20 protein-coding genes and 3 pseudogenes are annotated in these 24006 nt (G+C 36.9%); 20 read left to right on the top strand and 3 right to left on the bottom strand.

All coding sequences use genetic code 11. The features are described 5' to 3' along the window. Nucleotides 1-77: 77 nt before the first annotated feature. Nucleotides 78-1340 carry a tyrosine-type recombinase/integrase gene (locus CSB87_RS02155; protein WP_031952659.1) on the top strand — a complete coding sequence of 421 codons (1263 nt, stop codon included), beginning with the start codon at nt 78-80 and terminating at the stop codon, nt 1338-1340. Nucleotides 1341-1351: 11 nt separating this feature from the next. On the opposite strand, the gene CSB87_RS02150 is transcribed toward CSB87_RS02155, so the two are convergent. The 3 genes and pseudogenes from CSB87_RS02150 to CSB87_RS02140 form a co-directional block, all read right to left on the bottom strand. Further along, the gene (locus CSB87_RS02150; protein WP_001099514.1) at nt 1352-2434 is read right to left on the bottom strand and encodes an XRE family transcriptional regulator; all 1083 of its coding nucleotides are present in this window, start codon (nt 2432-2434) and stop codon (nt 1352-1354) included. Between the two features lie 36 nt (nt 2435-2470). Further along, the gene (locus tag CSB87_RS02145; RefSeq protein ID WP_000365984.1) at nt 2471-3082 is read right to left on the bottom strand and encodes a hypothetical protein; all 612 of its coding nucleotides are present in this window, start codon (nt 3080-3082) and stop codon (nt 2471-2473) included. Between the two features lie 137 nt (nt 3083-3219). Next, a pseudogene (locus CSB87_RS02140) lies at nt 3220-3360 on the bottom strand (DNA-binding protein); the annotation flags it as partial. A gap of 7 nt (nt 3361-3367) precedes the next feature. Here CSB87_RS02140 and CSB87_RS02135 point away from each other — a divergent pair. The 19 genes and pseudogenes from CSB87_RS02135 (at nt 3368) to CSB87_RS02045 (ending at nt 23972) form a co-directional block, all read left to right on the top strand. After that, nucleotides 3368-3742 carry a hypothetical protein gene (locus CSB87_RS02135; protein ID WP_000818521.1) on the top strand — a complete coding sequence of 125 codons (375 nt, stop codon included), beginning with the start codon at nt 3368-3370 and terminating at the stop codon, nt 3740-3742. Nucleotides 3743-3775: 33 nt separating this feature from the next. Then, on the top strand, nt 3776-3976 hold the full coding sequence (locus tag CSB87_RS02130; protein ID WP_000290738.1) for a hypothetical protein: 201 nt from the start codon (nt 3776-3778) through the stop codon (nt 3974-3976). Continuing rightward, nucleotides 3973-4158 carry a hypothetical protein gene (locus CSB87_RS02125; RefSeq protein WP_000200037.1) on the top strand — a complete coding sequence of 62 codons (186 nt, stop codon included), beginning with the start codon at nt 3973-3975 and terminating at the stop codon, nt 4156-4158. The genes CSB87_RS02130 and CSB87_RS02125 overlap by 4 nt, the downstream gene beginning before the upstream one ends. Beyond that, complete coding sequence (locus CSB87_RS02120) at nt 4155-4610, top strand: hypothetical protein (RefSeq protein WP_000575726.1); 456 nt, start codon at nt 4155-4157, stop codon at nt 4608-4610. The genes CSB87_RS02125 and CSB87_RS02120 overlap by 4 nt, the downstream gene beginning before the upstream one ends. Then, nucleotides 4607-5224 (top strand): hypothetical protein, encoded by a 618-nt coding sequence (locus CSB87_RS02115; protein ID WP_000218435.1) that lies wholly within the window; start codon nt 4607-4609, stop codon nt 5222-5224. The genes CSB87_RS02120 and CSB87_RS02115 overlap by 4 nt, the downstream gene beginning before the upstream one ends. Then, nucleotides 5221-5760, top strand: a complete 540-nt coding sequence (locus CSB87_RS02110) for an HNH endonuclease (protein WP_000817336.1) — start codon at nt 5221-5223, stop codon at nt 5758-5760. The genes CSB87_RS02115 and CSB87_RS02110 overlap by 4 nt, the downstream gene beginning before the upstream one ends. Continuing rightward, complete coding sequence (locus tag CSB87_RS02105; RefSeq protein ID WP_000078469.1) at nt 5757-6365, top strand: hypothetical protein; 609 nt, start codon at nt 5757-5759, stop codon at nt 6363-6365. The genes CSB87_RS02110 and CSB87_RS02105 overlap by 4 nt, the downstream gene beginning before the upstream one ends. A 5-nt stretch (nt 6366-6370) precedes the next feature. Then, a complete protein-coding gene (locus tag CSB87_RS02100; RefSeq protein WP_004708298.1) occupies nt 6371-6757 on the top strand; it encodes a hypothetical protein in 387 nt (128 codons plus the stop codon). Then, nucleotides 6754-8232 (top strand): annotated as a pseudogene (locus CSB87_RS02095) (DNA cytosine methyltransferase). The gene CSB87_RS02100 and the pseudogene CSB87_RS02095 overlap by 4 nt, the downstream one beginning before the upstream one ends. Nucleotides 8233-8235: 3 nt before the next feature. Then, entirely contained in the window at nt 8236-9279 is a 1044-nt protein-coding gene (locus CSB87_RS02090) for a hypothetical protein (protein WP_000124477.1), read from the top strand. Further along, nucleotides 9276-10040 carry an ATP-binding protein gene (locus CSB87_RS02085; protein WP_000994862.1) on the top strand — a complete coding sequence of 255 codons (765 nt, stop codon included), beginning with the start codon at nt 9276-9278 and terminating at the stop codon, nt 10038-10040. Before CSB87_RS02090 ends, CSB87_RS02085 begins: the two co-directional genes overlap by 4 nt. Beyond that, on the top strand, nt 10037-10570 hold the full coding sequence (locus CSB87_RS02080; protein WP_000991091.1) for a hypothetical protein: 534 nt from the start codon (nt 10037-10039) through the stop codon (nt 10568-10570). Before CSB87_RS02085 ends, CSB87_RS02080 begins: the two co-directional genes overlap by 4 nt. A 424-nt stretch (nt 10571-10994) precedes the next feature. Next, nucleotides 10995-12154 (top strand): IS3 family transposase gene (locus CSB87_RS02075; protein ID WP_085945698.1). Its coding sequence is split into 2 segments (ribosomal slippage): nt 10995-11229 and nt 11229-12154, totalling 1161 coding nucleotides; the frame shifts between segments, so codons are not numbered across the junction. Nucleotides 12155-12441: 287 nt separating this feature from the next. Continuing rightward, nucleotides 12442-13131 carry a RusA family crossover junction endodeoxyribonuclease gene (locus CSB87_RS02070; protein ID WP_000592656.1) on the top strand — a complete coding sequence of 230 codons (690 nt, stop codon included), beginning with the start codon at nt 12442-12444 and terminating at the stop codon, nt 13129-13131. Continuing rightward, on the top strand, nt 13132-13818 hold the full coding sequence (locus CSB87_RS02065) for a helix-turn-helix domain-containing protein (RefSeq protein ID WP_001085639.1): 687 nt from the start codon (nt 13132-13134) through the stop codon (nt 13816-13818). A gap of 13 nt (nt 13819-13831) precedes the next feature. After that, entirely contained in the window at nt 13832-14668 is an 837-nt protein-coding gene (locus CSB87_RS02060) for a hypothetical protein (protein ID WP_023060554.1), read from the top strand. Between the two features lie 115 nt (nt 14669-14783). Beyond that, nucleotides 14784-15047 (top strand): hypothetical protein, encoded by a 264-nt coding sequence (locus CSB87_RS02055; protein WP_000172662.1) that lies wholly within the window; start codon nt 14784-14786, stop codon nt 15045-15047. A gap of 82 nt (nt 15048-15129) precedes the next feature. Next, nucleotides 15130-15585 (top strand): annotated as a pseudogene (locus CSB87_RS20235) (tail tape measure protein); the annotation flags it as partial. Between the two features lie 221 nt (nt 15586-15806). Beyond that, nucleotides 15807-23972 (top strand): interleukin-like EMT inducer domain-containing protein, encoded by an 8166-nt coding sequence (locus CSB87_RS02045; protein WP_416224451.1) that lies wholly within the window; start codon nt 15807-15809, stop codon nt 23970-23972. Nucleotides 23973-24006: the final 34 nt, after the last annotated feature.

The following is a 24006-nucleotide window of genomic DNA, read 5'->3' as shown; positions in this document are numbered from 1 at the left end:
CTAAAAACGCTTGTAGACTATTTGTAGACTGTTGAGAAACATGGTTAAATCAAAGTTCGCTAAAACAGGTTTAAGACATGAAACTCAACAAATCTACTGTTGATGCTATTCCATTAACTGAAAAAGGTCAAAAAATATATAGAGATGCAGAACTGATCGGTTTTGCTGTTCGGGTAACTAATAAAAGTAAAACCTATATTGTTGAAAGGAGGCATAAAGGTGAACTCTATCGAGTGACAATTGGTAAAACCACCGATATTCCTGCAACAAATGCTCGAGCAAAAGCTCAGATGATTCTGGCGAAAATTTCAAACAATGAATATGAAAAGCCTATCAAATTAAAGAATGTTGCTAATCCTTTAGATATTACAGTGAATGAAGCTCTTCAAATTTATATTGATAGAAATGACTTTAGGCCGAAAACAATTAGGCAATACCATAAATACTTTGATTTATATTTAGGGTGGGGCAACAAAAAGCTTTTCCAGATATCTAAGCAAGAAGTATTGGATCGATTTATTGAGGTATCAGAAGTAAGTGAGTCGTCAGCAAATGGTGCTGTATCTCTTTTAGGTACTTTATGGAAGTATATTCATGTTCTTTATTCAACAGATGAGAACCCGATCCTTAAAAGTAATCCAGTTGACATTATTTCCGTAACAAGAGGTTGGAATAAAATAGCAAGTAGGGATAGACATCTCCATAAAGACATCATTCACAAATATTACAATGCGGTGCTTCATTATGAAGATGAGTTGAATCTGGAAAATACTGCTAGGTCAAACACGCATCGGGATATCGTATTGATGTGCATGTATACGGGATGCCGTAAACAGGAGGCATGTTGTCTAAAGTGGGCTGATGTAGATATTAAAAATGGTACCTTAACTTTTAGAGATACCAAAAATGGTTCAGATCATACTTTTCCTATTGGTGATCATCTACACAGTATTTTGCGTGAACGTTGGTTATTAAGAGAAAACGATTGGGTTTTCCCAGCTACTAAGATGCCTACTTCGTGGAATATGCATGCGACTAAGGTAGATACATTATTGAATAGAGTGGGTAAGGAAGTTGACTATTACGTTTCAATGCATGATTTCCGCCGTACATTTGCCACTATATGCAACCTTTTAAGATTTAATATTTATGTGACAAAAAGACTTCTTAATCACACGGCTAAACCAAGAATTGATGTGACAGGTGGTTATGTTCAAATTCCAGATGAGGAATTAAGAGCTTCGATGAATATGATTGAGGCGGTTTATCAAGGCAAGATTGATTGCTTTAATTACCAATCTGTCTGGGCAGAAAGATTAAAAGAAATAAAGGCGGTCTAAACCGCCTTTAATCAAATAACTAATTTAAGTTTAGAAGGATTTTGTGGCTGTAAATCTAATTGCGTAATTTTATTTAATAGATCTAGAGATATATTTAATTCATTAGCTATATCAATTGCTGAAATTCCTTTTTTACTTAAAGCTTTGAAACATGTATTTAGTAAAGTTGGAACTTCTTTAGGTATTTCATGATCTTCTGACTCTAAAATAGCCTCACCAGTACGCTTCAAATGAATAAAGCCACTACGATAACTTGTTTCATTTAAAAGATCTAAAGATTTAGCTCTATAGAGCAAAGCTGCCTTACTTATTTTCCAATTTGTTTTCATCTCACTTAATTTATTCCAATTAAATCTACCATTAAAGCAATTACGGAAATGAGAAATCATCATTTCTTGTGGAATAAGTAAAGCACTAGCAAATCGATGCGCTTGCGACTCAGTGAGAGTGTCACCTGTAACACAACCATCATGTAGTACAAGATGTCCTAATTCATGAGCTAAATTAAAACGCTGGCGACAAGTACTACTAATTTCGTTATTAACAAAGATTGGTCTTTTAGATGCAATAGAAAGAGCATCGACTTCGCTTGAAACACTTGGAAAAGTAGTTACAAAAATTCCAAGCATTTCAGTCAATTGAGTCATATCGCTAATAGGTCCCAACCCTAAATTAAAATATTTTCTAAATTGAAGCGCAGCATTTTCAATATCTTGAAAATTCTTTACAGATTCAACAGAAGGTATTGAATACTTAGGGAGCCTTAAATTTGCCTCTATAAATTCTACTAACCTTTTTAAATATTCACCCTGAGCGATCACTGATTGCTTTGTAAAAATTTTGGCAGTTTTGTTGCTTCGAAAATTGATTTGTTCTTCTTGTAAAATCGGATGAGAACTGTAAAAAATATCCGTTTTTACATTGAAGAAGTTGCTAAGTACATCAATTAAATCAGGTGTAGGAACAACTTGGTTCATTTCAATTTTATGCAAGAATTGGCGTGACTTACCAACATGAATTGATAAGTCCTCTAAAGACAAATGATTAAATTGACGTAAGAGCCGCAATTCTAGACCATTAAAATAAGTATTCATTTTCTCATCAACTTTTGCCTATTTGCTGTTGAAGATTTACTTGATTCCGCTTGCATCATCTAAATCATCATCAGCTAATAGATCATCAATATTATAGCGTTTCAATTCTGCTGGTTCTGGCAATATAGCCGCTGGATCAAAAATAAATCTAGAAGTCTTATTAGATGTCCAAGCTGTAATCGGCTGTAATTTCTGGTTAAAACCAACAAAAGCGATAAATGTTTCTTCGTCATCAGTTTTAGCTGGAACCAAAATGAATCGCCAAAAAACAGGAACTTTTGAATCAGATTCAAATAATTCTAGATTGTAACTTTGCTTAAAAAAGTTTGGTCTTTTCGGTTTTAAATGATCAGATTCTTTAAAAAAACGGATACCAGGTGTGTTTCCAATTTTAAAGGTGAATTTATTTGAAGAATCTTCTAAATATGTTGGAGATGGGGCATTACCACTACGAATTTCACGAGCAAACCTATTACGGCATCTTCCAAAAATTGCACAACTGATAGTGTAATTATCATCATCTTTTCTACTAAGATCTTGAGTAGTTTGTGAAAAAACTTCTAACATATGGTTAGCAAAAAAGCTTAATGTTTCATCATTCAGTGATGCATCATAATAGCTTGGAGGGGGATTCTTCGATAAATCCATAATTAAGTCCTAAAGAGATTTGGGTAATCAAAATTTATTGCAAATTTTGAAAAGTGTCAACTAAAACTTTTTGCAATTTTAATTATTTGTCACCCAATATTTATCATGGAAACTACAATTATTTCTTAACTGAATCCTTATACAGTTGCAAGTTGCGCTGTATTAAGCACAGTCCTGCTTTGCTCATACTTTAAAACGTCTTTCTTTTTATATGAAACACGTCTTCCAATTTTCGAGAAAGGCAGTGATGATTGATCACAACGCATTCTAGCTAATGTCCTAACCATGGCTGAAAAACTTCTTGCAAATGCATCATCGAAATTAACTTTAGAAGAAAAAGCAAAGATGGAATGGATTGCCAAACTTGAAGGCAAGAATTCCTTATCTAATCTCATCCGTTCTATGTGTAAGAAAAAGATTTCAGAAGTAGAAGGTGAGATGGCAGGTAAAAGCTCTCTCGAGGTAATAAAAAACATTTGCACTAGAAAAGTCTCAGAAGCTGAATCTGAATATCAGTTTCTCAGAAATGTTTTTTGTGGGTCAAAAGATAACGGGTATACCAGAGATACCTTCGAATTAGTGCCTTTACGGGCCGAAAAATCGCGGCATACAAATGCTAGTGATAAATCAGTCCAGCTTGATCTACTTAGCTGGAAATAAAAAACCACTCCCTGCGCCAACAGGAAATGGTCTATGGCTGTTCAAACCCTTGGAAGAATGAACGTGAGTAATTTAGCAAATCATCCCTGCTCAGGCAAATGCACTGATTTTAAAGAAGAACAGTGCTCAACTTGTCTTATTAATCAAGATGCCCCGCATCAAATCGTAAACACTCAAACCGATGAAGAGAAATTTCTAGATCGTGCATTCAATGCACAAAAGGAGATTTCATGACTTCAGAAAAAAAGGTTTGGCCGTTAGGAACCAATCACACTGATTCTGAGGGAACGCCGTGGAAGCGTGACGAGCAGAACAATTGGTGGTTTTGGCAAGAAAACTTTGGCTGGTCACGCTACGTAGGTCCAGTGAACCAAGCTTTCTTAGATTTACGATTTGAGGTAGGGACTGAACAATGATTTTTGAATTAATAAATCCTAGTGATAAATGTACATTTGAAGCGCCAAATTTAAAAATTGCTGCTTTAGTTACTTGTGTACTTGGAAACGGTCAATACTCTGCAAAAGGAATTGAAAACGACCTTGATGTTCCATTCTTTATTTTTGGTGGGCATGACGAATGGTTTGTTTCTAATTTTGGGTTGAATTTTAAAGAAACTTATATTCAAGTTCGAAATGAAGAAAAGTTTGACCTGGTAAATAGCTTTAACAGTGTTTTGTTAGGTTCTTACCTTGACCGTACTGCTTTCTATAAAGCTTATGACTTAATTCAAGATCCAGCTGAGAAAAATAAATGGCGTGAACAATGGTTAGAGGAACGCCGCTCGTCTTTAAATAATATCTGTAAACGTGCATGGAATTTTGCTGAACAAGTGAGCTTGTATAAACCAGCTCAGGAAGGTGCAGCATGACGGTACGTCCAATTTTATTTAATTCAGAAATGGTTAGGGCCATTTTAAATGGATCTAAGACGCAAACACGCCGAATTATTAAGAGTAAAGTTCAAAAAAAAATTGATATAGCTGAACATCTTGGAGAGTTCTTTGGTTTAGAAGATTCTAAATCACAAATATCTTCTTATTTTCAGAAAATTTGTCCTTTTGGAGCAATTGGCGACCAGCTTTTTGTTCAAGAGACGTATGGCACCAAAATTAGAAGTTTAGGTGGAACTCCTCATGAGTCATTTGTCTACAAAGCAGATAACCCAAATGAAATTGCTTATTACGACTGTAAGGGAAAGGGTTATCCAGTTAGATGGAAGCCATCTTCTCGTATGCCTCGTAAAGCATCACGTGTTTTGCTTGAAATAGTTGATATCCGTGTTGAGCGTTTACATGAAATTAGTGATGTAGATGCTAAGGCTGAAGGTTTTGATAAACCTAAAACTGATTCAACTATGCAAAGCAATAATTCTCATAACCCAGTTCTTAACTTTCAAAAACATTGGGAAGCAATAAAAGGTAAAGAATCTTGGAATGAAAACCCTTGGGTTTGGTGTATTTCTTTTCGGAGGATTGATCAATGAAAAGATGTCCATCGTTTAACAGTTACTCAGTCACTGCAGATGGGAAAGTTTTTACACACCGTCGCAAGGGTAGGTTAGCCAAAGGGCTAAATAGAGTTGATTTTTCATACTCAAAAGAACTATCGCAATTTACCACTTCAAAAGGATATCGCACCGTTTCTGTATATATCGGTAATGGCAAATCAAGACCAATTGGTGTTCATCAACTTGTTGCAGATGCATTTATTGGGCCTGTTCCAGAAAATCAAGAAGTACGCCATCTAAATGGGATTCCATCCGATAATCGTTACGAAAATCTAGCTTATGGCACAAAACAAGATAATGCAAATGATAGGGTTCAGCATGGTGGATATAAGCAGGGGGCATCACATATAAATGCAAAACTTAATCAAGGGCAAGTAGAGAGCGTTAGGAAAAAACGTGCATCAGGCTCAAAAGTTAAAGATTTGGCAAAAGAATTTGCTGTAAGTACTAGCACTATTGAGTCGGTCCTCTATGGCAAGTCTTATAAAGTTAACCAAGGTGGCGCCTCATGAGCCAGATTGTATATAGAGAAGACAATTTCATTGGGGAACTTTTAATGGAAAAGTTCGTCTTTAAAAAAATAGGTGAATATAAGTCAGACTGGGCTTTAGCTTATGTTGATCCAAATAATTTATATAGTGCTGGCGGTGGACGTCTAACAGTCGTTTTAAGTAGTTTTACCGGTTCCGCTTTCTTTTCTCATGTTGGTCAACCAACTTTTAAAGAGTTCATTGCCCAATGCCATGCTCCTTATTTACTTAATAAACTTTTTCCTAAAATTGAAAAGTGGGTAGATGTTGAGGATGGTAATGAAGTAATTGAATACATAGCTATCAATAAGCTATCTGAATTAAAAGATGGTCGATCAAGTGGCGCAATTTCCAAAAAAGATCTTAGAAATTTTTATGAACACCTTAAAGAAATTGAATTCGAATGTTTTTCAAATTTCTTTGACCAGCTCACTTTTAAAGACCGATCAATCATGTGTGAACTGTTTGGTGAAGACTGGCTTTGGGAAAGTGGGCCATCCAAATTAAATCCTGATTACGTATACCTCGAAAAAATGCTGGTAGATGTGATTTCTGAATTTAAGAATTTAATTGGATTGGATGGGTGAGCGATATGAAAAATAAACTCATCGTTGACCGCAACCAAGCTAAAAATATCCGCGATAGGGAATTATGCGAAATAGCGGTAAATATGCGAATTAAGGAAGGGGAAAACAATCAATTTCGTGCGAGAAAAAAATTTCTCAATCAAGTTTTTTGGGTAGCTGAACCCCTTTGTAGCATTAAATGTGGACCTGAAAAATTCTACGGCCATTTTTCCTGTGATCCGATTCCTGAAGGTTGGAGCCGTTATACACTTGATAGACCAGGAAGTAGGGTTAATTTTGGTGAACATCGCTTTTTAGTTGAGTGCACTGAAGTTAAGACATTTAAATATTCTGCAGGTCAATTATTCACTGTTTTACTAACGCTTAAAAAAGTTAATGGTGGTGCATTATGAATATGTGCCTCAATCTTAACTTATTACCTCATGAATTGATTGTTGATAATTTTGCAGGTGGTGGTGGAACATCTACTGGCTTAGAAAAAGCCTTTGGCCGTCCCGTTGATATTGCTATTAACCACGATCCTAAAGCAATTGCAATGCATCGTGCTAATCATCCAAATACTCGTCATTTTTGTGAGGATGTTTGGGATGTTGACCCTGTAAAAGTTACTAACAATCAGCCTGTAGGACTGGTTTGGCTTAGTCCAGATTGCAAACACTTTTCTAAAGCAAAAGGTGGAAAACCGGTTGAAAAGAAAATACGTGGTTTAGCTTGGATTGCTCTTAGATGGGCTGACTTTACACGACCACGTATAATCATGCTCGAGAACGTTGAAGAGTTCAAAACTTGGGGCAGACTAGGAAAAGATGGATTCCCGAGTAAAAAGCACAAAGGTGAAACATTCAGGTGCTTTGTTAATGCATTACGTCATCAAGGTTATAAAGTTGAATGGCGAGTAATGAGTGCTCGGGATTAAGGATCTCCAACACTAAGAAGACGGTTTTTTCTTGTTGCTCGCCGTGACAATTTTCCTATAGTTTGGCCCAAGCCTACGCATGCTGCACCAGATAGCAAAGCAGTTAAAGCTGGGAAATTAAAACCATGGCGAATCACTGCAGAATGTATAGATTGGTCGATTCCTTGCCCAAGTATTTTTACTCGTAAGAAACCTCTAGTTGAGGCAACTTGTCGCCGTATAGCAAATGGTTTAGTCCGTTATGTGATCAATAATCCAGAACCATTTATTGTTCCAATGGATAAGGTTAAAAGCGTTGCCCCAGTACTTACTGAGTGTGCAAATGCATCTAGCCCAAGATGTATGCCTATTGATGAACCTTTACGCACAATTTGCGCAGGGGTGAAAGGTGGGCATCATGCGTTAGTTACTGCGTTCATTGCTAAGCATTATACGGGTGTAGTTGGTAGTGATATTCGTGAACCACTTCATACGATTACTGCAAAAGATCATAACAGTTTAGTCGTCAGCAACCTGGTGAAACTGCGTAATAACAACATTGGTCAACCAGTAGATGAACCATTACACACCATTACTACAAGTGCGGGTCATTTTGCATTGGTACAAGCATTTTTAACTGCCTTCTACGGTAGTGAGAAAGACGGAAATAGCATTCATGAGCCACTTCGTACGATACCAACACGTGATCGTTTTGGCCTTGTAATGGTTAAAGGTGAGCTGCACCAAATTGTTGATATTGGCTTCCGTATGCTTCAGCCAAGAGAACTATTCACTGCACAAGGTTTTGAACCTACTTACATCATTGATCATGGGATCGATGAACATGGAAACACTATCAAATTAACTAAGACAGAACAGGGAAGAATGGTAGGTAATTCTGTACCTCCTCAATTCTCTGAAGCTTTAGTACGTGCAAATTTTGCACATGAACACTTATATGAGGCAGCTTAAGAAATGGCAAGATCTAGAAATATTAAGCCCTCATTCTTTATGAATGAAGACATTATTGAATTACCTTATGAAGCACGATTGCTATTTATAGGGCTTTGGACTTTAGCAGATCGCGAAGGCCGACTCGAAAATCGACCTAAGAAAATCAAAATGTCTTTATTTCCTGCAGACGATATAAACGTTGCAGAACAGTTAGAGAACATTTCTAAGTTTGGTTTTATCGAGTTATATAACGCTGATGGTATTGATGTTATCCATATCGTTAACTTTGTTAAACATCAAAACCCACATGGTCTTGAGAAAGATAGTGAGCTACCTGACAGAAATGGCATCTACACTGTCTATCAACGTAATCCAAAAAACAAAACAATTGTTGGAAAGGCAATTCAGCTAAATAAAGCTGATTTAAAGCATTTTTACGATAAAACAGGTCCATTTGCCCCTCAAAATACTGGTTCTGCTGTTGAAAACAGTTATCAAGAAAGTGAATCGAATCAAGCAAACAGTAGTGGAAACACACAAGAACAGTTAGATAACGGTTCTAAAACTGTTTCTATCTCAGACCAAAACGCCCTGATTCCTGATTCCTTTAATCTGAATCCTGATTCCCTTAATCTGAATCCTGATTCACTGAATCCAGAAGGGAATAACAACTCCGCCGTTGGCGAAGTTGATTCATCGACTCAAGCAAAATTTAGTTTCAAGAGTGCTTTGAAAAAAAATGGTGTACCTGAGAAAGACGCTGCTGAGTTCTTACAAGTACGTAAAGCCAAGAAAGCTCAAAACACCGAAAACGCTTTTGACGCACTTTTGAATGAAGCCCAAAAAGCAGGAATCACACTTCAGCAAGCCGTCGAATATTGTTTGAAAAGACAAAATCCTTGGGGTGCCTTCAAAGCATCTTGGTACCTAAACGAAAAACCCGAAATGACTACTGGTCAACAGTCAAACCATCAATCGTTACCACGCAACGTAAATGATCAATGGGGAGCGCCAAAGAAATATGAACCGGTTGCTCACACAGCTGTGAAGGGTGAGTTGATATGAACGCAGTGCCTCAAAAATTGGAATATAAAATTTCCCATACAAACCAGATCTGTAAGATCCACAAAGAACAAATGATCAATGTACATGGTCGAATCGTTTGTCAGTCTTGTGTTGAAAAAATCATGAAGCAGTCAAATGAAAAATATGAAAGCGATAAGAATATTCGTATTTTAAATTTGAAAATGGCTCGAGCTGGTATCCCTAAAAGACATGTAAATAGCGGCTTTAGCAACTATGCAGTAACTCACAAAGGACAAGACAAAGCTCGTAAAACTTGTGAAAAGTTCACTATGGATTTCAATGCAGGTGTTTTTAGAAATTTACTCCTTGTTGGTCGTACTGGAACAGGTAAAACCCATCTAGGTTCATCTATTCTGAAAAATATCATCATTAAAAACTGGGAGGCTATTTACATTACGTCTGCAGACTTAGCTGAAGATATTGCGGGTGCCTATCGCCGTAGCGGTGATAGCGAAGATGAAGCACTAAAACGTTATGTGGGCAAAGATTTATTAATTATTGACGAATATGGCTTACATGACCGTGCTGAAAAACGTCCTCACCTGCTTGAGAGTGTTCATAAGGTTCTACTTACTCGTTATGACGAGATGAAGCCAACAGTAGTGATTTCAAACCTAAGCCTTTCTGAGGTTCGCGATGATCTTGGGGACCGGCTTTGGTCAAGATTTCAACATGATGGCTTAGATATTGTGGAATGTGATTGGGATGATGCTCGTATAGGTGGAGGTAAAGCACAGTGAACGCATTTGTTGATATGAAAAAATCTGAATACGCATTAGTTGCTTACTCAAACGTAGCAGCTAAATCTAAGGAGCGAAAAGCATTAGAAAAAGCAGTTAAGAAATGGCTGAAACATCCTGGTAATAAAATTCGACACGTTGAGTCTATAGGGCGTGATCTCAATATGCCTCACGGCACCGGACCTATGTATAAGCGTTTATGTTGTCGTTGCGAAACTTGTGTCGAATGGGCGCTTTCAACTGGTTTAATCAAATCTAAGCCAAAACCAGTTGTAAAACGTGGTCCAGATGCTCGCCAATTGCGTATTTTGGCACAGAAAAGCCAATTGACCCCCTACGCTACAGCTTTTAATGAAGATTGGGATTTACTGGCCTTAGAAGTGGATTATTCAGTTACGGCATTTCAACTTGAACGTATTTATCAAGGTCGTTCTGAAATTGATCACAACTTTGTTTGGAATCGAGTTAAGCGTGTAGCTGATCGTTTAGTTGCTGAAAAGTTAAGAGCTAAAGGGGGTGGGTGCAAATGAAATCTAAAGCAACCAGCAAAAAACGCTCAAAAAAATACAATCCAAACAAGCTAACCCCGACCCAAGTTCAAGCTAATCAGAAAAAGGCTTAACTACGAAGAGAAGCAGCTCAAGAATATGAATGCAATATGGGGTCCATTTCATAAGATGTAGGGACTAGATGGAAGCAGAGAAATTTAAAGAGAGAGGTTAATTGAGCATTTTCTAAATTACTTAATAGTACCAACTTGAATAAGGGCAGCTAATACTAAATCAGCCATTTTTAGGTTTGAGCGCTTTTTTCGCTAGGTCTATTTCTTAAAAAAGAAATAGACCTTTTTATTAGGAATTACTATCTTAATATTTTGATATTTGATCCTAGCCAAAATAATGGACAGTACTTCCCTCTAAAGATAACGTAACGTTAACTTTGGAGATCCAAGAAATGGCCAAACGTTTTAGTGCTGAATTTAAACAGCAAGCAATTGATTATGCACTTTCAAACTCACACGAGCCTATAGCTGCAATCGCCCAGAAATTAGGTGTGGGTTATTCAACTTTAGACAAATGGATTCGTGAAACCAATCCAGTGGGTTCAAGCAAACGTCAACTTTCACCAGAACAACAGCGGATCTTGGAATTAGAGAAAGAAGTCAAACAGCTCAAGGAAGCCAATGACATCTTAAAAAAAGCGCATGTGTACTTTCTAACAGATCATGCCAAGAAAAGTACACGGTAATTCAAGATCTAGATATGAATGAAGTCACGGTATCTTCTGCCTGTAAATACCTAGGTGTCAGCACTTCAGGCTATTATGCCTGGCGAAAACGTCAGGCCAATACGGTAGAGAAATATAATGATTTAAAAGCCGTATATTGGCAGCATCATGCACGATTGGGTGCACCTTCATTGGTACATGACATGCATGATTTAGGTTACAGCATGAGTGAACGCACTGTTGGAAGAATGCTGAAAAATCTGGGTTTACGCAGCAGGATTGCGCGTAAATACAAGCATACGACTGATTCAAACCATCGTTTGCCTACAGCACCCAATCTGTTAGAGCGTCAATTTACAGTCATTCAGCCTAACAAGGTTTGGACAACGGATATTACCTATATCCGTACCAAGCAAGGTTGGCTGTATTTATGTGTGATGCTGGATCTATTTAGTCGTCGTATCGTGGGGTGGCAAACCAGCCATCGAATAGACCGCCAGTTGGTGTGTGATACGTTTAACTATGCAATGGCTCGTCAGGGTTATCCAACTGGTGTTATGGTTCATTCGGACCAAGGTTCACAGTACTGTAGTCGTGATTTTAGAGCGCTGTTACTGACAAATGATTGTACTCAGAGTATGTCTAGACGTGGAAACTGTTGGGATAATGCAGTGACTGAAAGCTTCTTTCATACATTGAAAGGTCATGTGGTCCATGGCAGTGTGTTTGCCACTCGAAAAGAAGCGAATGCTGTCTTGTTTGACTATATTGAGATTTATTACAATCGGGTCAGAAGACATTCTGCAAATGGCTGGTTAAGCCCTGAAGCCTTTGAGAAGAAATATTTTAAGAATTTAGAGGGATTTGTTGTCCACGATACTGTCTAGGATCAGGATATTAAATTACTAAAAAGAAGGAAATGATAGGGGCCCCTATCCTAAAAGTGCTGACACATTGGTAAGTAGGACCAGCTCGATGTTTTTTTGAGGATCAATATATTTTGCATATATAAAAGAGAGCATTTTTTTACAAACAAAAATAATGAATTGGAACAAGGGTACTTCTAAATAAATCTAACGGTTAATAATTCTGGAACTAAGTGTTTTTAAGGATTATGTCATGCAAGAAGAGCTTCAAGTTTATGTAAATCTTACTTGCTTGATTTGAGGTCGTTATGATTAAAAAAAGTAACCGCCGTCAGTGGAGCGAGTTTTTCTCCAATAATAAAAGACAGGAATTCTTTAAGGATTTCAGTGTTTCATCAGGTAATGACAAAGTTAAAAAGCATAAAGCTAGCTCAAATAAACATGTGTTTTTCCCGTGCCATGTAGAAAAAGAAAATGATGGTGAAAATAGTGTGTATAGGGGAAGTACAGGTGGTGTTATCATTTTTGGTAAGCAATACATCACAATCAAATTGCCTTATGGATTAAGCGCTAACGAGATTTGGCGGGCTACAATTGATCAGAACGGAAAGCAAAGAAATAGTCTTTCAGTAGGTGCTAAAAAGTATAAGGACAAGGTTCAAAAACAATATGGACCTATGTTTAGAGCACTTAAGTTAAAAGCTATCGATCAACTTTGTGAAATACGGTTAATTGTTCAGCCACCACTTAAAACTCGTTCTTACAGCGCTAAAACTTATCCACGATTTGATATTGATAACTATCCAAAACTACTAATTGATAGTGTCAAAGGTGATGGCTTGTTATTCAAAGACGACAATATTTTCATAAGTGAACAAATTAAGCTGGCAGAACCATGTGAAGAGGGTTGTGTCTGGCTTTCGTGCGTTTTTACTGATGAAACTGATTGGTTGTCAAAAACTGTAGATTTTGATTGGTTAGCTGGGAGAAGCATTTAAATGGCGAAAAAGAGCGATTTGCAACGTCGAGTACTTATCGGAAGAAAACTTGCAATGGCGCGTGACATGGCTCAATTACGTCAAGAAGACGTAGCATTAGAAATATTCGGTACACCGCATAAAAATCGAATGAGTGAAATCGAAAATGGTAAGTTAATGCCAGATGCAGAATTACTTTCTTTGCTATGTCAAAAATATGGTGTTTCAGCTGACTGGATTCTTGGTTTTACGATTGAACCGGAACTAGATAAAACAGCTTCTGTAGCAGGTATTCTGTTTAACAGTCTTGGTGAAATGATGAGTGAATATACTCAAGCTATGGCATTTCAATTGAGTATGGCTGCGGCACAGCATATTACTTCTTTCCCTAAAGCCTTAACGGTTGAGTTACTTGAAGCCTCAAAGGGGCTTATTCAAGCATGTTTATCTCAAGAACAGTCTATCCAAGAAAAGGTTTTACCTGAACTTCACACCCTCATGCGTATAGTGCGTGAGTGTGAACAAAATCGTGCGAAACAAATCCGTAACTTAGAAATGGCTATCGATGATGTATTCCAACGCGAAGAGAACGATTTACAGCAAAAAGCTCTAATTGATCTGATCCAAAATAAAAAACGTTTTAGCAAGGCTTCTTTACAGCAACAAGCTATAGCTGAAGTAAAACAAATAGGTCTATTTACTGAATAAGGGATAGACTTTAATGGCTCGCAAGATTGAATACTCGGAAGAAATTTGGAACCGGCTAAAAAAAGTCTATGAATCTTCTCCTAAGATTACGTGGCAAGGTTTAGTTGATCAGGTTGGCGAAGAACTCGGTTGTGAGATGCCTTCGCCATCCGTTGTACGCCGTAAAGCACTTGCGGAGAAATGGAAAAAGAAAGCTAAATCTCTAGTCAAAAAGACAGCTCAGGAGCTTAATAAAGAGATTAAAAAATTGACCAAAAAAAACAATGGTCAAGAAGATACACAAGATACTGAAAAAACTGAAAAAAGTAATAGTCAAAATTCTGTCAAAAAAACGTCAAATATTGCTGAATTTAATAGTCAAAACTCAAAAAATAGTGGTCATAACAACGGTGGCCGTTCTACAGTCAACGAGAACTATCTAAAGTCAGCTTTGGTTGTCAAAAACAACCGTATAAGAGCTCATAAGCTTGGAGAGTTAATTACAGACACTATCGATAGTGTTATTCATATTAGAGATGAAGTACTGAATTTAAATAATCCAACTGAGGAACAATTAGCATTAGTCAAGTTCAAGATGGGACTTATATGTCAAGTTGTAGATTTAAACGTTAAGCAAAGTATCAGCATTTCTAACATTGCCAAGACAGAAGCAATGTTCTGGGGCTTAGATGTAGATGATCTTAAAGACCAGTCGGAAGTTCAAGCACGGCGTAGTTCTGTTATTTCGGGTGCTGAAGAAAGAATGGCAATCGCTAAAGCTAATATGAAGAAGAAAAAAGAAGAGGCGTTTATGCGTAAGTTAGCGCTAATTGAAGCAGGTGAAGTAGAGCCAGATGATAAAAATGAATAGATTTTATATAAAACTTTACACCATTGAAATTATTATCTTTCTATTAATTATAATGCATGTGGCATTTATATTTTACAAAGTGCTTAAAATCATTAATTAAATAGAGTATTAAGTTATGACCCTTATTTCAGCAGCAGAAGCAGCTAAAATCTCAGAATCTGCACAGCCATCTACACTTGAGGAATTGAAACAAGAAGTAGGTGTATTTATTACTTCTCTTGCCGCAAAAGGACAGAAAGAAATGACTTTCACCTTATCAAAATCAAGAGCTACAATGGCAGTAGTCAATGAGTTACAACAGTCCCTAATCGATCTAGGATACCAAATTGAATTAGATGTTTTGGATCATAATAATTATTTTCTAAAGATTAAGTTTTAATTAAATTTTTGGTTGGAACACTTAAAAATTCAAAAATAATTATGATTCAAAATGCCCTATATCAGTATGGGGCATTTTTGTTATGACAGATTCAAATCACAATAATCCAGTTTTATCTTATGATGAACTTGGTTTCATTATTGGTATGAAACGAGTTGAAAAAAAAGTAAGTACGATTGATTCAAATATTGAGAAGATCATAGATATTCTTACGCAAAGCTTTGAAGAGCAAAAAGCACAGTTTGCTAAGCCTCAGCCAAAACTTACTGAATTTCAAAAGATGCTTAATGCTGTCAATAATAGACCAGCTTTAGACTTCGAAGATTTATTAAAAGAAAAAGCTAATCCAATCACTCAATCTTTTGTTGTAGCAGACAAGCTGGTCAAAGACTTTGCTGATGTTTTAGAGCAATCAGTTAATGATCTTAATACAGTAAATAAAGAACAAATCAACCGACCTAAGGCACGAAAGTCAGCTATAGAAATTAATAGCCATGAAGATTTGAATAAGGTCGTAAGCTCATCTACACCAGAACGGACGCTAAATTAGCATTAGGTGAAGAAACTAATACACTCATTAATCAAAAAATTGAACCGGTTGTAACCCAAACTGAAGCTGCAGTTAAAAAAGTAGATCAAATTGCAGCTCAGTATATTGATCTTGATAAGAAAGTTGATTCTGGTTTTCTAGCTGAAGCTGAAGCACGTGCAAATGATAAAGAGGCTTTAACTCAAAGTTTTGAGCTTAAGTTTGCTGAAATGCAAAACGAATTCGGTAAGTCAAACGCTCTAATTTCAGAAGAAATAAAAACTCTAGCAGCTCAAGATAAAGCGTTTACTGAGCAAATTAGCACCGCACAATCACAAATTGGTGACAACAAAACTGCTATTAACAAAGTCGAACGTACTGTAAGTGATTTGAATCAATCTATTGCTGAGAAAACCTCACAAATTGAATCTACTCTTAAAAACTCACAAGAACAAATAGAAGGTAATGCCGCAAACATCGAAAAAGTAGAATCTTCAGTGAAACTTGTTGATGAGAAGGTTGTTTCAGAAGCAAAAAAACTTGAAGAACTAAAAACTGACTTTAATTCGAATAAAACTAAAACAGAGTCGGATATAGCAACAATTGCTCAATCAGTTTCTGATGGTGATAAAGCCTTATCTTTACGTATCGACCAAACGAAAGCAGCTTTGGAAGAAGCTGATCGGAAATCTAATGCAAATATTTTAGAAGTTACTGAGTCACTTACCGAGTTGGAACAGTCTACTGCTTCAAAATTTAGTGAACTTGATACAAGTATCTCTAAAGAAAACTTAAAGGTACAAGGGCAAATTACTGATGTTCAAAAAAGTGTTTCGACCTTAGAAAGTAATACAAATACAAGCATAAATGGCCTTTCATCATCACTTAAAACTACTGATGATCTTGCAAAATTGGCTTTTGATAATGCAGCAGAAGCGCAGCAAACAGGAACAACAGCTGTAAAAGCTACCGAAGCCCTTTCTCAAAATTTATTAAGTCTAAAATCTCAAACTCAAGTAACTTCTGGGGTACGTGCAGTCGTTACGACAAAAGGTATTGATGACTGGACACGTTGGCGTACCACTGCAGAAGTGAAAGTAATTCAAGATTCTGATGCACTAGGTGGTTATATTCTTGAGCTTGGGAATAATGCTGATAATGATGAAACATGGGTTCATTGGAATGAGTTTGTAAAGATTAACCCAGATACACTTTATCGGGTTCGTGCACGTTTCCGCCGTGTACTCGGTGAAAATGGATCTATTTATCTTGGTGTTGCATGTAAAAATGCAGACCAAAGTAAATACGTAACGACTACAAACACCCTTGCAGGAGATATGGGTTCTTCTAACTACTTATTGTCGGCCATTAAACCTAATTTAGGTGAATGGCAAGAAGTAGTTCTATACATGAAGGGTAAATCTACTGGGGCAGCAACTGGCTTAGGGACAATTGATAATCCGCGTACTTTCCCAGCGCAAGCTGAATTTTATGCCCCAATCTTTATTGCAAACTACAACTTCCAGACAGGAATTTGTCAGCTTAATTACATTATTGTTGAAGATAACAACTCATTAGCTTCAGCTAATGATGCAACTGCAACTGCAAATGATTTATTCAAAACAGCAACTAACAGAACAGAAGCTGAAGCTGAAAGGACCAGTAAGCTTGAAACAAGAATGCAGAATGCAGAAACAGGTATTCAGAGCAATGCTCAAGCTTTATTGAAAACAGCTACAAAGAGTGATCTCGAAAGTGCAATGGGCCGTGTATCGACTGATATAACAGCTGCTGTAGATAATTTAAAAATCGGTGGTGTTAATGCAGTTGCTAATTCAGAAGCTCCTAGAACATCGACAGCTACAACAAGTCGTGAATACTTAATGTATGAACGAAGCAAAGAGTTAAAAGTTTTTTATGACGAAAACTTAGATAAGCCGGTTACCATTTCATTTGAAGTGAGTGTACCTGTTGCCGGTTCGGTTCAGGTTTACTCATCTAATGGTTCTGCCCACTTTTTCACAACTTCAGTTACAGTAACTAAAGCAAATGAATTTCAAAAATTTGCAGTGACGGTTTTTCCTAAATTAAACACTGACAGTTCAACTGAATCTACAATTGAGTTTTACGGTACTTATGGCTCAGGCCGAATTCCAACAATTCAAAAATTACAGATCGAAGCCGGCAATAAACCTACAGCATGGAGCCCAAGCCCTCGGGATACGCAAAGCTCATTAAATGCTAATGCAGAAGCGATTAAGATCACTCAAGCGGAAGTTAAGAAGCACGGCGAAACATTGTCTTCTCAAAGTTTAGATATTTCTAAGCTTAGAAATGATCTAAATTTAACAAATAATGAAGTAAATAAAAAGGCTTCGTCAGAAGCATTGGAAGCAACGAAATCAGATGTAACAGAACAAGCTGGACAGATTAAAGCAGTTACAGAGCAAGCAACAGCACTCTCTGCAAGTTTGAGTAGAGCCGCAGCTGCTGGTTCGAATTTGCTTATCCAGTCAAATGTTGTGGGTAAATATAACGGAACTTCATATCCTCATCTTTCATATAAGCTAGGCGAGGATTGGGAGGTAGGCGCAAAATACACTTTAATGTGGTGTGCCGAACATCAAAGAAATGGTGCGGATACAAACTCTAATTTGGCAGTTTATGCTGGGGGAGGTCAGCAAGCCTTACAATCCGTTGTTAATACAAATGGCAAAGTTATTAATAAAATAACCTTTGTTAAAAATAATCAAGTTATTGAAAAACGTGCTTTAAATTTTTACATAATTAACAGTCCTACTGCTGCTCAAGGTTCAGTCGGAACGGTTTATTGGGCAGTGCTTGTCAGGGGTGACTTGATCACTACTGAATCGTGGATCCCCAGTGCTTATGACTACAACGCTGCAGTAGACCAAGTTAATGCAAACTTTAATGATTTCAAACAAACATATGTGACTGAAAAGGAGGCACTAACAAAGAGAACATCAAGTCTTGAAACTGGACTTTCAAATGCTGAAAAAAATATCGACAACACCGCAAAAGCACTGCAGAACTATGCAACCACAGCAAAGTTAGACGAAGCTACAGCAAATCAAACAAATCAGCTTAATGCTCAAATTAAAAATGTTAAAGCATCTATTGAATCTGCTAACGATAGTGACTCTTTACTGCCAGATTTTAATTTAAAAAACCCTGAAGATTGGATTAATTACTATAGTTATGATTTGAAAATCCACTTTAAAACAACAATTACAGGAAAAGTTGGCAATACTGTCTTTAGAAAAGATTCTTCGAATCAAGCAGGATGTTGGATATATAGCCGCAAAGCTTTACCGACAAATCGTTCTTATAAAGTTAGCTTTTGGGTTCGCCGAAGTGCAGATTCTACAGGTGATTGCAGCATTACGGCTATGTATGGCAAAGCAGATGGTAGTTTTTCAAATGCTACAATCACTGCATCAGTGATTGCTTTAAATAGAATTCCAGCAAACGAAGAATGGGTATATATCGAACAGGTTGTAACTTTTAATACTCATCCACAAATGAAGTTAGGTTTTGCACTTGGACACAATGGCAGTGGCGGTTGGTGGGAGTTACAAGCTTATCGGGTAAATAGCGTTTTAACAGACAAAGATGTAGACACATCACTTGTTCGCGCTACACAACTACAAAATTATTCGACTACTGCTGACACCACTAAAGCTGTTGCCACAGCTACAGATGCCTTGGAAGCAAAATTTAAGCAGAAGTTCGGGAATTTATGGACAGATAGTTCAGCAACACTGGATAGCACCCGTTATACAAAAGCAGAAACAAATAAAGCTATTGCTGAAGAAAGTAAAATTCTAAAAGCAACAATTTCGTCTAGTGGTGGAGACAATTTAATCAAGAATGGTGATTTCTATGCGCCTTTTTCAATCTCTAACTGGCGTCAGAATGCTGTTGTTGAAGGTAATGTTCTAGAAGTTTTTAAGGATGCTTATGGCGCAAACTGGGGGAGATTCCGCTCTACGAATTCGTCTACATATTTTAAAGGTTTTATCGAGTCAATTACGATAGCTGATGGTTTAGAAATAAATCAAACCTATACGTTGTCACTTAAAGCCAAAGCTCTAACTGCAGCACAAAAAACTTTGCTATTAATCATCCATAGATATGATGGTAGCTGTAATAATCAGGTTGTTAATGAATGGAATATTGCAACAGATAAAGAAATATTATGTACTTATAATTTTGATACAAATATCAATAACTTACAGTATATTAATATTATCCTATGTGCTCAAGTAGGGTATGCTCCTGATTTCTTAATTCGAGAAGTTCAATTAGAGAAAGGTGAGTTAGCAACAGGATTTAGAAAAAATCCTCGTGAAATTGAGAAAGGTTTAGAAGCTAACTCATTAGCAATTACAGGTACTAAAACAGATGTTCAGAAAAATTTAGAAAAGATCCAAGTACTAACTGAAAATTATACAACTCTGAAATCTACTGTTGATACGAATAAATTAACAGTTGATGGGAAGTTTCAGGAAATAAACTCTACAATTAGTGATAATCAACAAAATATAACCCAATCAATTAATAGCTTAGATTCTAATTACAAGCAGTTAAATCAAGATCTAGGACAAGTCTTTAATTACAGAGTTTATTCTTCAGGCTGGAATAATGATTTTACTGGAATCAAGAACTTAAAAGGTGAGACTATATCTGTAGCTTCTAACCGCGGCTTTTCTGTGCATGTTTTAGCAGCAGATGGCTCGATTGCAACCTCTACGAGATACGATACATATGCTGACCCAGCTAATGCAGTAGCAATGAGTAATGCAATTCAGTCATTACCTCAAAATACTTTTGTGATTATCACTAACTATGATTACATTGCAATGAATTTGAATAGTGTAAAACCAGCATTACTTTCATTAGGCGCAAATCAATTTACTCTCGATCAGATTACAGGCAGAGATGCTTATATTTTAATTGGGCAGAAGGGAATCGGAGCGGGAAGAGGTATTGAACTTCATGCAACTCCTGACTCTGGTCTGAATGGCGCAAAACAGATTATGGTTGCTGTTCAGGTCGTTAGTGGTATTCCATTAGGATTAGCTAATAACAGTGGTAATTTGCAAAAAGTTTTAGAAAATCATGCTCAAATTTTAAGTCAAAAAATTACTCGATCTGATGCAAAAGAAGTATTTGCAGAAGAAATAAAATCCTTTTCAGCAAAACTGGATACTATTCAATACGCAGAAGACAATTGGATTTTATTAGGAGATGAAACCAAAACATTAAATGTTTCAACAGGCACAAATCAAACTTTTCCAGTCTGGGAACTACAATATAAAATTAAAGAACTACCAATCGCTAAAGGTGATCCTGTAGTTATACGAATCAAATATAATGCTTCGGTAGGTCTAATTGGTGCAGTTTGTACCATCCAATTTCACGGCGCGGTATATGGGCTTGGTTTACCATTATTTACTGTTCAAACAAGTGGAGAATTAGAATTAACGGGGATTTTTCCAAGTGATGTAAAAGCTACGAATTTTGAATTTGTTCCTCTGGGTTTACGATTTGATAATGCTCCTTCAGCGGGCACATTTTCAGTTTCGAATATTTTCATTAGCCGAGGAAATTCTGCTCCTAATTTCAAAGGAGGATTTAAAACTACTCTTAAACAAAATGCGAAATTTGTGGAAGATACATTTATCAATGCTGATGTTAACAAAGGTGTTATTGCACAACAAATTCAGCAATATGATGCTTCAGTGCCAGGTGGACTTTCAACGGTATTAAAAACTACTAAAGCAGCAGCGGATCAAACATCAAAAGATTTAATTAATCTTCGTAATAATGATATTACTCAGCTCCAAACAAGCACCGACAATCTGGGTTCAGCATTAGAAAATACAACTAAGCTTGCAATGATGATTACTAACGGTAAGTTGCTTTACGGTGATGTAAATTTCAAGAAAGGAATGAACAACGTCGGCACTTATAACAATCTAGGCAATGGTACAGTTAGTGTTACTCGTGAAGCTAAAAGTGCTGACAATCCGACAACTTCAACTCATGAACTTAGAATCGTTACAACTGGTTCAGCAAGCCCGAATTTCGGTGGTTTTCATCAACAGTTTTTCACACGTTCAAATGCTATTTTTATCATTAAATACCTGATTAAATTACCTATCGGCTACAAGTTATATCCTGCAGCAAATTTAATGGGCGATGGATCAGTAGATAAATTCATTGGTAGCACTGACGGGACGGGGAGATTTGAAGTTTATGTTCGTATGGTTAAATCCGGTGCCACCGGAAGATTCGATACTTCTGGATTCGTACATGTAGCGGGTGGACCAGCCCCAACACCTGAAAGCCCTCTATTCTGGACTTTAGCTCAAATTGAATGTTATGACGTAACTGACTATGCATCTGCAGATCCTAATTTACAAGATTTCGTTTCTACAGCTACAGAATCATTAGGGACATTAACTAATTTTAAGGAAACATGGGCAAGTAAACTTACTGAAATGTCTTCTAAATTAGATAGAACAAATAGTGCATATATTCTTAATTCTGACCTAACTAATACAAATATTGAAAGAGCAATTGCTGCATCGTCAAATCAGTTAAAGTCGGAATATATTGATCCCTTACAGAAAAATACTGAAAGCTTAAAAGAAAATATTTTAACGAATATTGACTTATCAGGTTTGAATCCAGATATTTACTATCCTGTTATCTTTCAGTTGGCTACCGGTAAGCAAAAGTATGATTTTAAAGTATTTTGTACTTTGGGCGGCCAAAATAATAGTAATGTGCCTTGGGCTACACATGGTACACGCTCTTTCGGTCTTAATTGTGAATGGAGTGTTACCGCTAATGGATGGGGTACTCAAGCAGAAAATAGAATTATTGATAAGTTCTCTTTTAGCTGGACTGCACAATCACCTTTAATAAACATTAAACAAATGCCTAACTCTTCAATTGAAACTGTCTTTTTACGGGGTGGGGCGAGATATGATATTTCACACTATAAAACGATTACACCACTTATTAAAACTGAGTCTTTCACAGCTTTGGGACAATCTATTGAACCAATTCAATATAATTCGTCACTTGTACCAGTACCAATTTTTGCAGAAATTGTAAAAGCTCAAGACACAGCTGCTGCAGCATCTAGAACAGTTGCTGACATACAAAGAGATTATGTGACTTCTTCAAAATTGAATGAGGCAGTTGCTTCATCCAGTGAACGATTATCAGCCCTCTATTCAGCAAATAGCCAAACCATTATGGCGTCTGCTTTGCAAACTTTTGAGATAGATTGGATTAACAGAACGCCTAGCGGCTCAAGAATAGATATGCGTTTAATTGAAGATCAAACATGTCGGGGAGGTTATGCATTACGGATGGGTGATAATTCTGGCAACGATGAAATCTGGCTAAACTGGTTCTCTACCTTACCAATTGATGATAATAAGATGTACCGGATTAAATACCGCTACAGAAGGGTGTCAGGTGCTGGTGTAGTTTATGTGGGGGCCACCTGTTTTAATGCCGCAAAAACTGCATTTATTACAGATGCTAATTACATTAATGGAGATATCGGTTCAAGTCATTATGTGGTGGGTGGTGCTGCACCTGCCTTGGGTACATGGATGACGGGTGTTGCTTATTTCAAAGGTAGATCTGCTGGTGCAAGTAGTGGGGCTGGAACGCTTACAAACCCCAAAACATTTGCAAATAAAGCAGCTTTCTTTACTCCTGTTTTTATCGGCAATTATGCAGCTCAAGCAGGCGAAGTAGATCTTGATTACATCGATATTGAAGATGCAGACAATATTGCTGAATTTGAGAGTTTTAAAACTACATATACCACGGATGTAGGAGCTTACGCTGGTTCACTTCAAACTCTCACTTCAGTATATGGTCCAAATGCAATTAATCTTAAGTCTCAAGTTGATTTGATCAACGGGATGAAAGGTAAATATGTAATGGGAATGGATAACAACGGTGTTTTCTCTGGTTTATCCATGGTAAGTGAACAAAATAATGGAACTGTCCAAACTTCTATAGGTTTCCAAGCTGATAGAATTTTCTTCACAACAGGTACTTCTTCTACTAAATACATGCCGTTCATAGTCCAAGACAATCAAGTCATTATGAATAGTGATGTATTTATTAAGAATTTGACCGCAGCAAACTTCAAAGCGAAGTCTTTAACAGCTGAACTGTTTAAAGTCGATAAATTGAGCGCGATTGCTGGTGAGTTGGGGACATTAACTACCTACAAGGATCCGGCTAAACCCAATGGTGCAAGGATGGTTTTAAGCGGCAGTTTAATTACGGTTTACGACGATAATAATGTTGTCAGGGTTAAATTAGGGCTGTGGTAGTGAAGAAGGGCTAGATATCTAGCCCTTTATTTTT

The sequence above is a fragment of the Acinetobacter sp. AR_0276 genome (genome assembly GCF_003000705.1).
GTDB classification, from domain to species: Bacteria; Pseudomonadota; Gammaproteobacteria; order Pseudomonadales; family Moraxellaceae; genus Acinetobacter; species Acinetobacter nosocomialis.
The sequence above is the reverse complement of the archived record's forward strand: the minus strand, read 5'-3'. Positions and strand labels throughout refer to the sequence as shown.

Bases quoted from the DNA above. Each gene is read 5' to 3' on its own strand.
- CSB87_RS02085 (WP_000994862.1), top strand. From the start codon at position 9,276: ATGAACGCAGTGCCTCAAAAATTGGAATATAAAATTTCCCATACAAAC.
- CSB87_RS02135 (WP_000818521.1), top strand. From the start codon at position 3,368: ATGGCTGAAAAACTTCTTGCAAATGCATCATCGAAATTAACTTTAGAA.
- CSB87_RS02060 (WP_023060554.1), top strand. From the start codon at position 13,832: ATGGCTCGCAAGATTGAATACTCGGAAGAAATTTGGAACCGGCTAAAA.
- CSB87_RS02130 (WP_000290738.1), top strand. From the start codon at position 3,776: ATGGCTGTTCAAACCCTTGGAAGAATGAACGTGAGTAATTTAGCAAAT.
- CSB87_RS02055 (WP_000172662.1), top strand. From the start codon at position 14,784: ATGACCCTTATTTCAGCAGCAGAAGCAGCTAAAATCTCAGAATCTGCA.
- CSB87_RS02150 (WP_001099514.1), bottom strand. From the start codon at position 2,434: ATGAATACTTATTTTAATGGTCTAGAATTGCGGCTCTTACGTCAATTT.
- CSB87_RS02065 (WP_001085639.1), top strand. From the start codon at position 13,132: ATGGCGAAAAAGAGCGATTTGCAACGTCGAGTACTTATCGGAAGAAAA.
- CSB87_RS02045 (WP_416224451.1), top strand. From the start codon at position 15,807: ATGCAAAACGAATTCGGTAAGTCAAACGCTCTAATTTCAGAAGAAATA.
- CSB87_RS02120 (WP_000575726.1), top strand. From the start codon at position 4,155: ATGATTTTTGAATTAATAAATCCTAGTGATAAATGTACATTTGAAGCG.
- CSB87_RS02070 (WP_000592656.1), top strand. From the start codon at position 12,442: ATGATTAAAAAAAGTAACCGCCGTCAGTGGAGCGAGTTTTTCTCCAAT.
- CSB87_RS02110 (WP_000817336.1), top strand. From the start codon at position 5,221: ATGAAAAGATGTCCATCGTTTAACAGTTACTCAGTCACTGCAGATGGG.
- CSB87_RS02145 (WP_000365984.1), bottom strand. From the start codon at position 3,082: ATGGATTTATCGAAGAATCCCCCTCCAAGCTATTATGATGCATCACTG.
- CSB87_RS02155 (WP_031952659.1), top strand. From the start codon at position 78: ATGAAACTCAACAAATCTACTGTTGATGCTATTCCATTAACTGAAAAA.
- CSB87_RS02125 (WP_000200037.1), top strand. From the start codon at position 3,973: ATGACTTCAGAAAAAAAGGTTTGGCCGTTAGGAACCAATCACACTGAT.
- CSB87_RS02105 (WP_000078469.1), top strand. From the start codon at position 5,757: ATGAGCCAGATTGTATATAGAGAAGACAATTTCATTGGGGAACTTTTA.
- CSB87_RS02100 (WP_004708298.1), top strand. From the start codon at position 6,371: ATGAAAAATAAACTCATCGTTGACCGCAACCAAGCTAAAAATATCCGC.
- CSB87_RS02090 (WP_000124477.1), top strand. From the start codon at position 8,236: ATGGCAAGATCTAGAAATATTAAGCCCTCATTCTTTATGAATGAAGAC.
- CSB87_RS02115 (WP_000218435.1), top strand. From the start codon at position 4,607: ATGACGGTACGTCCAATTTTATTTAATTCAGAAATGGTTAGGGCCATT.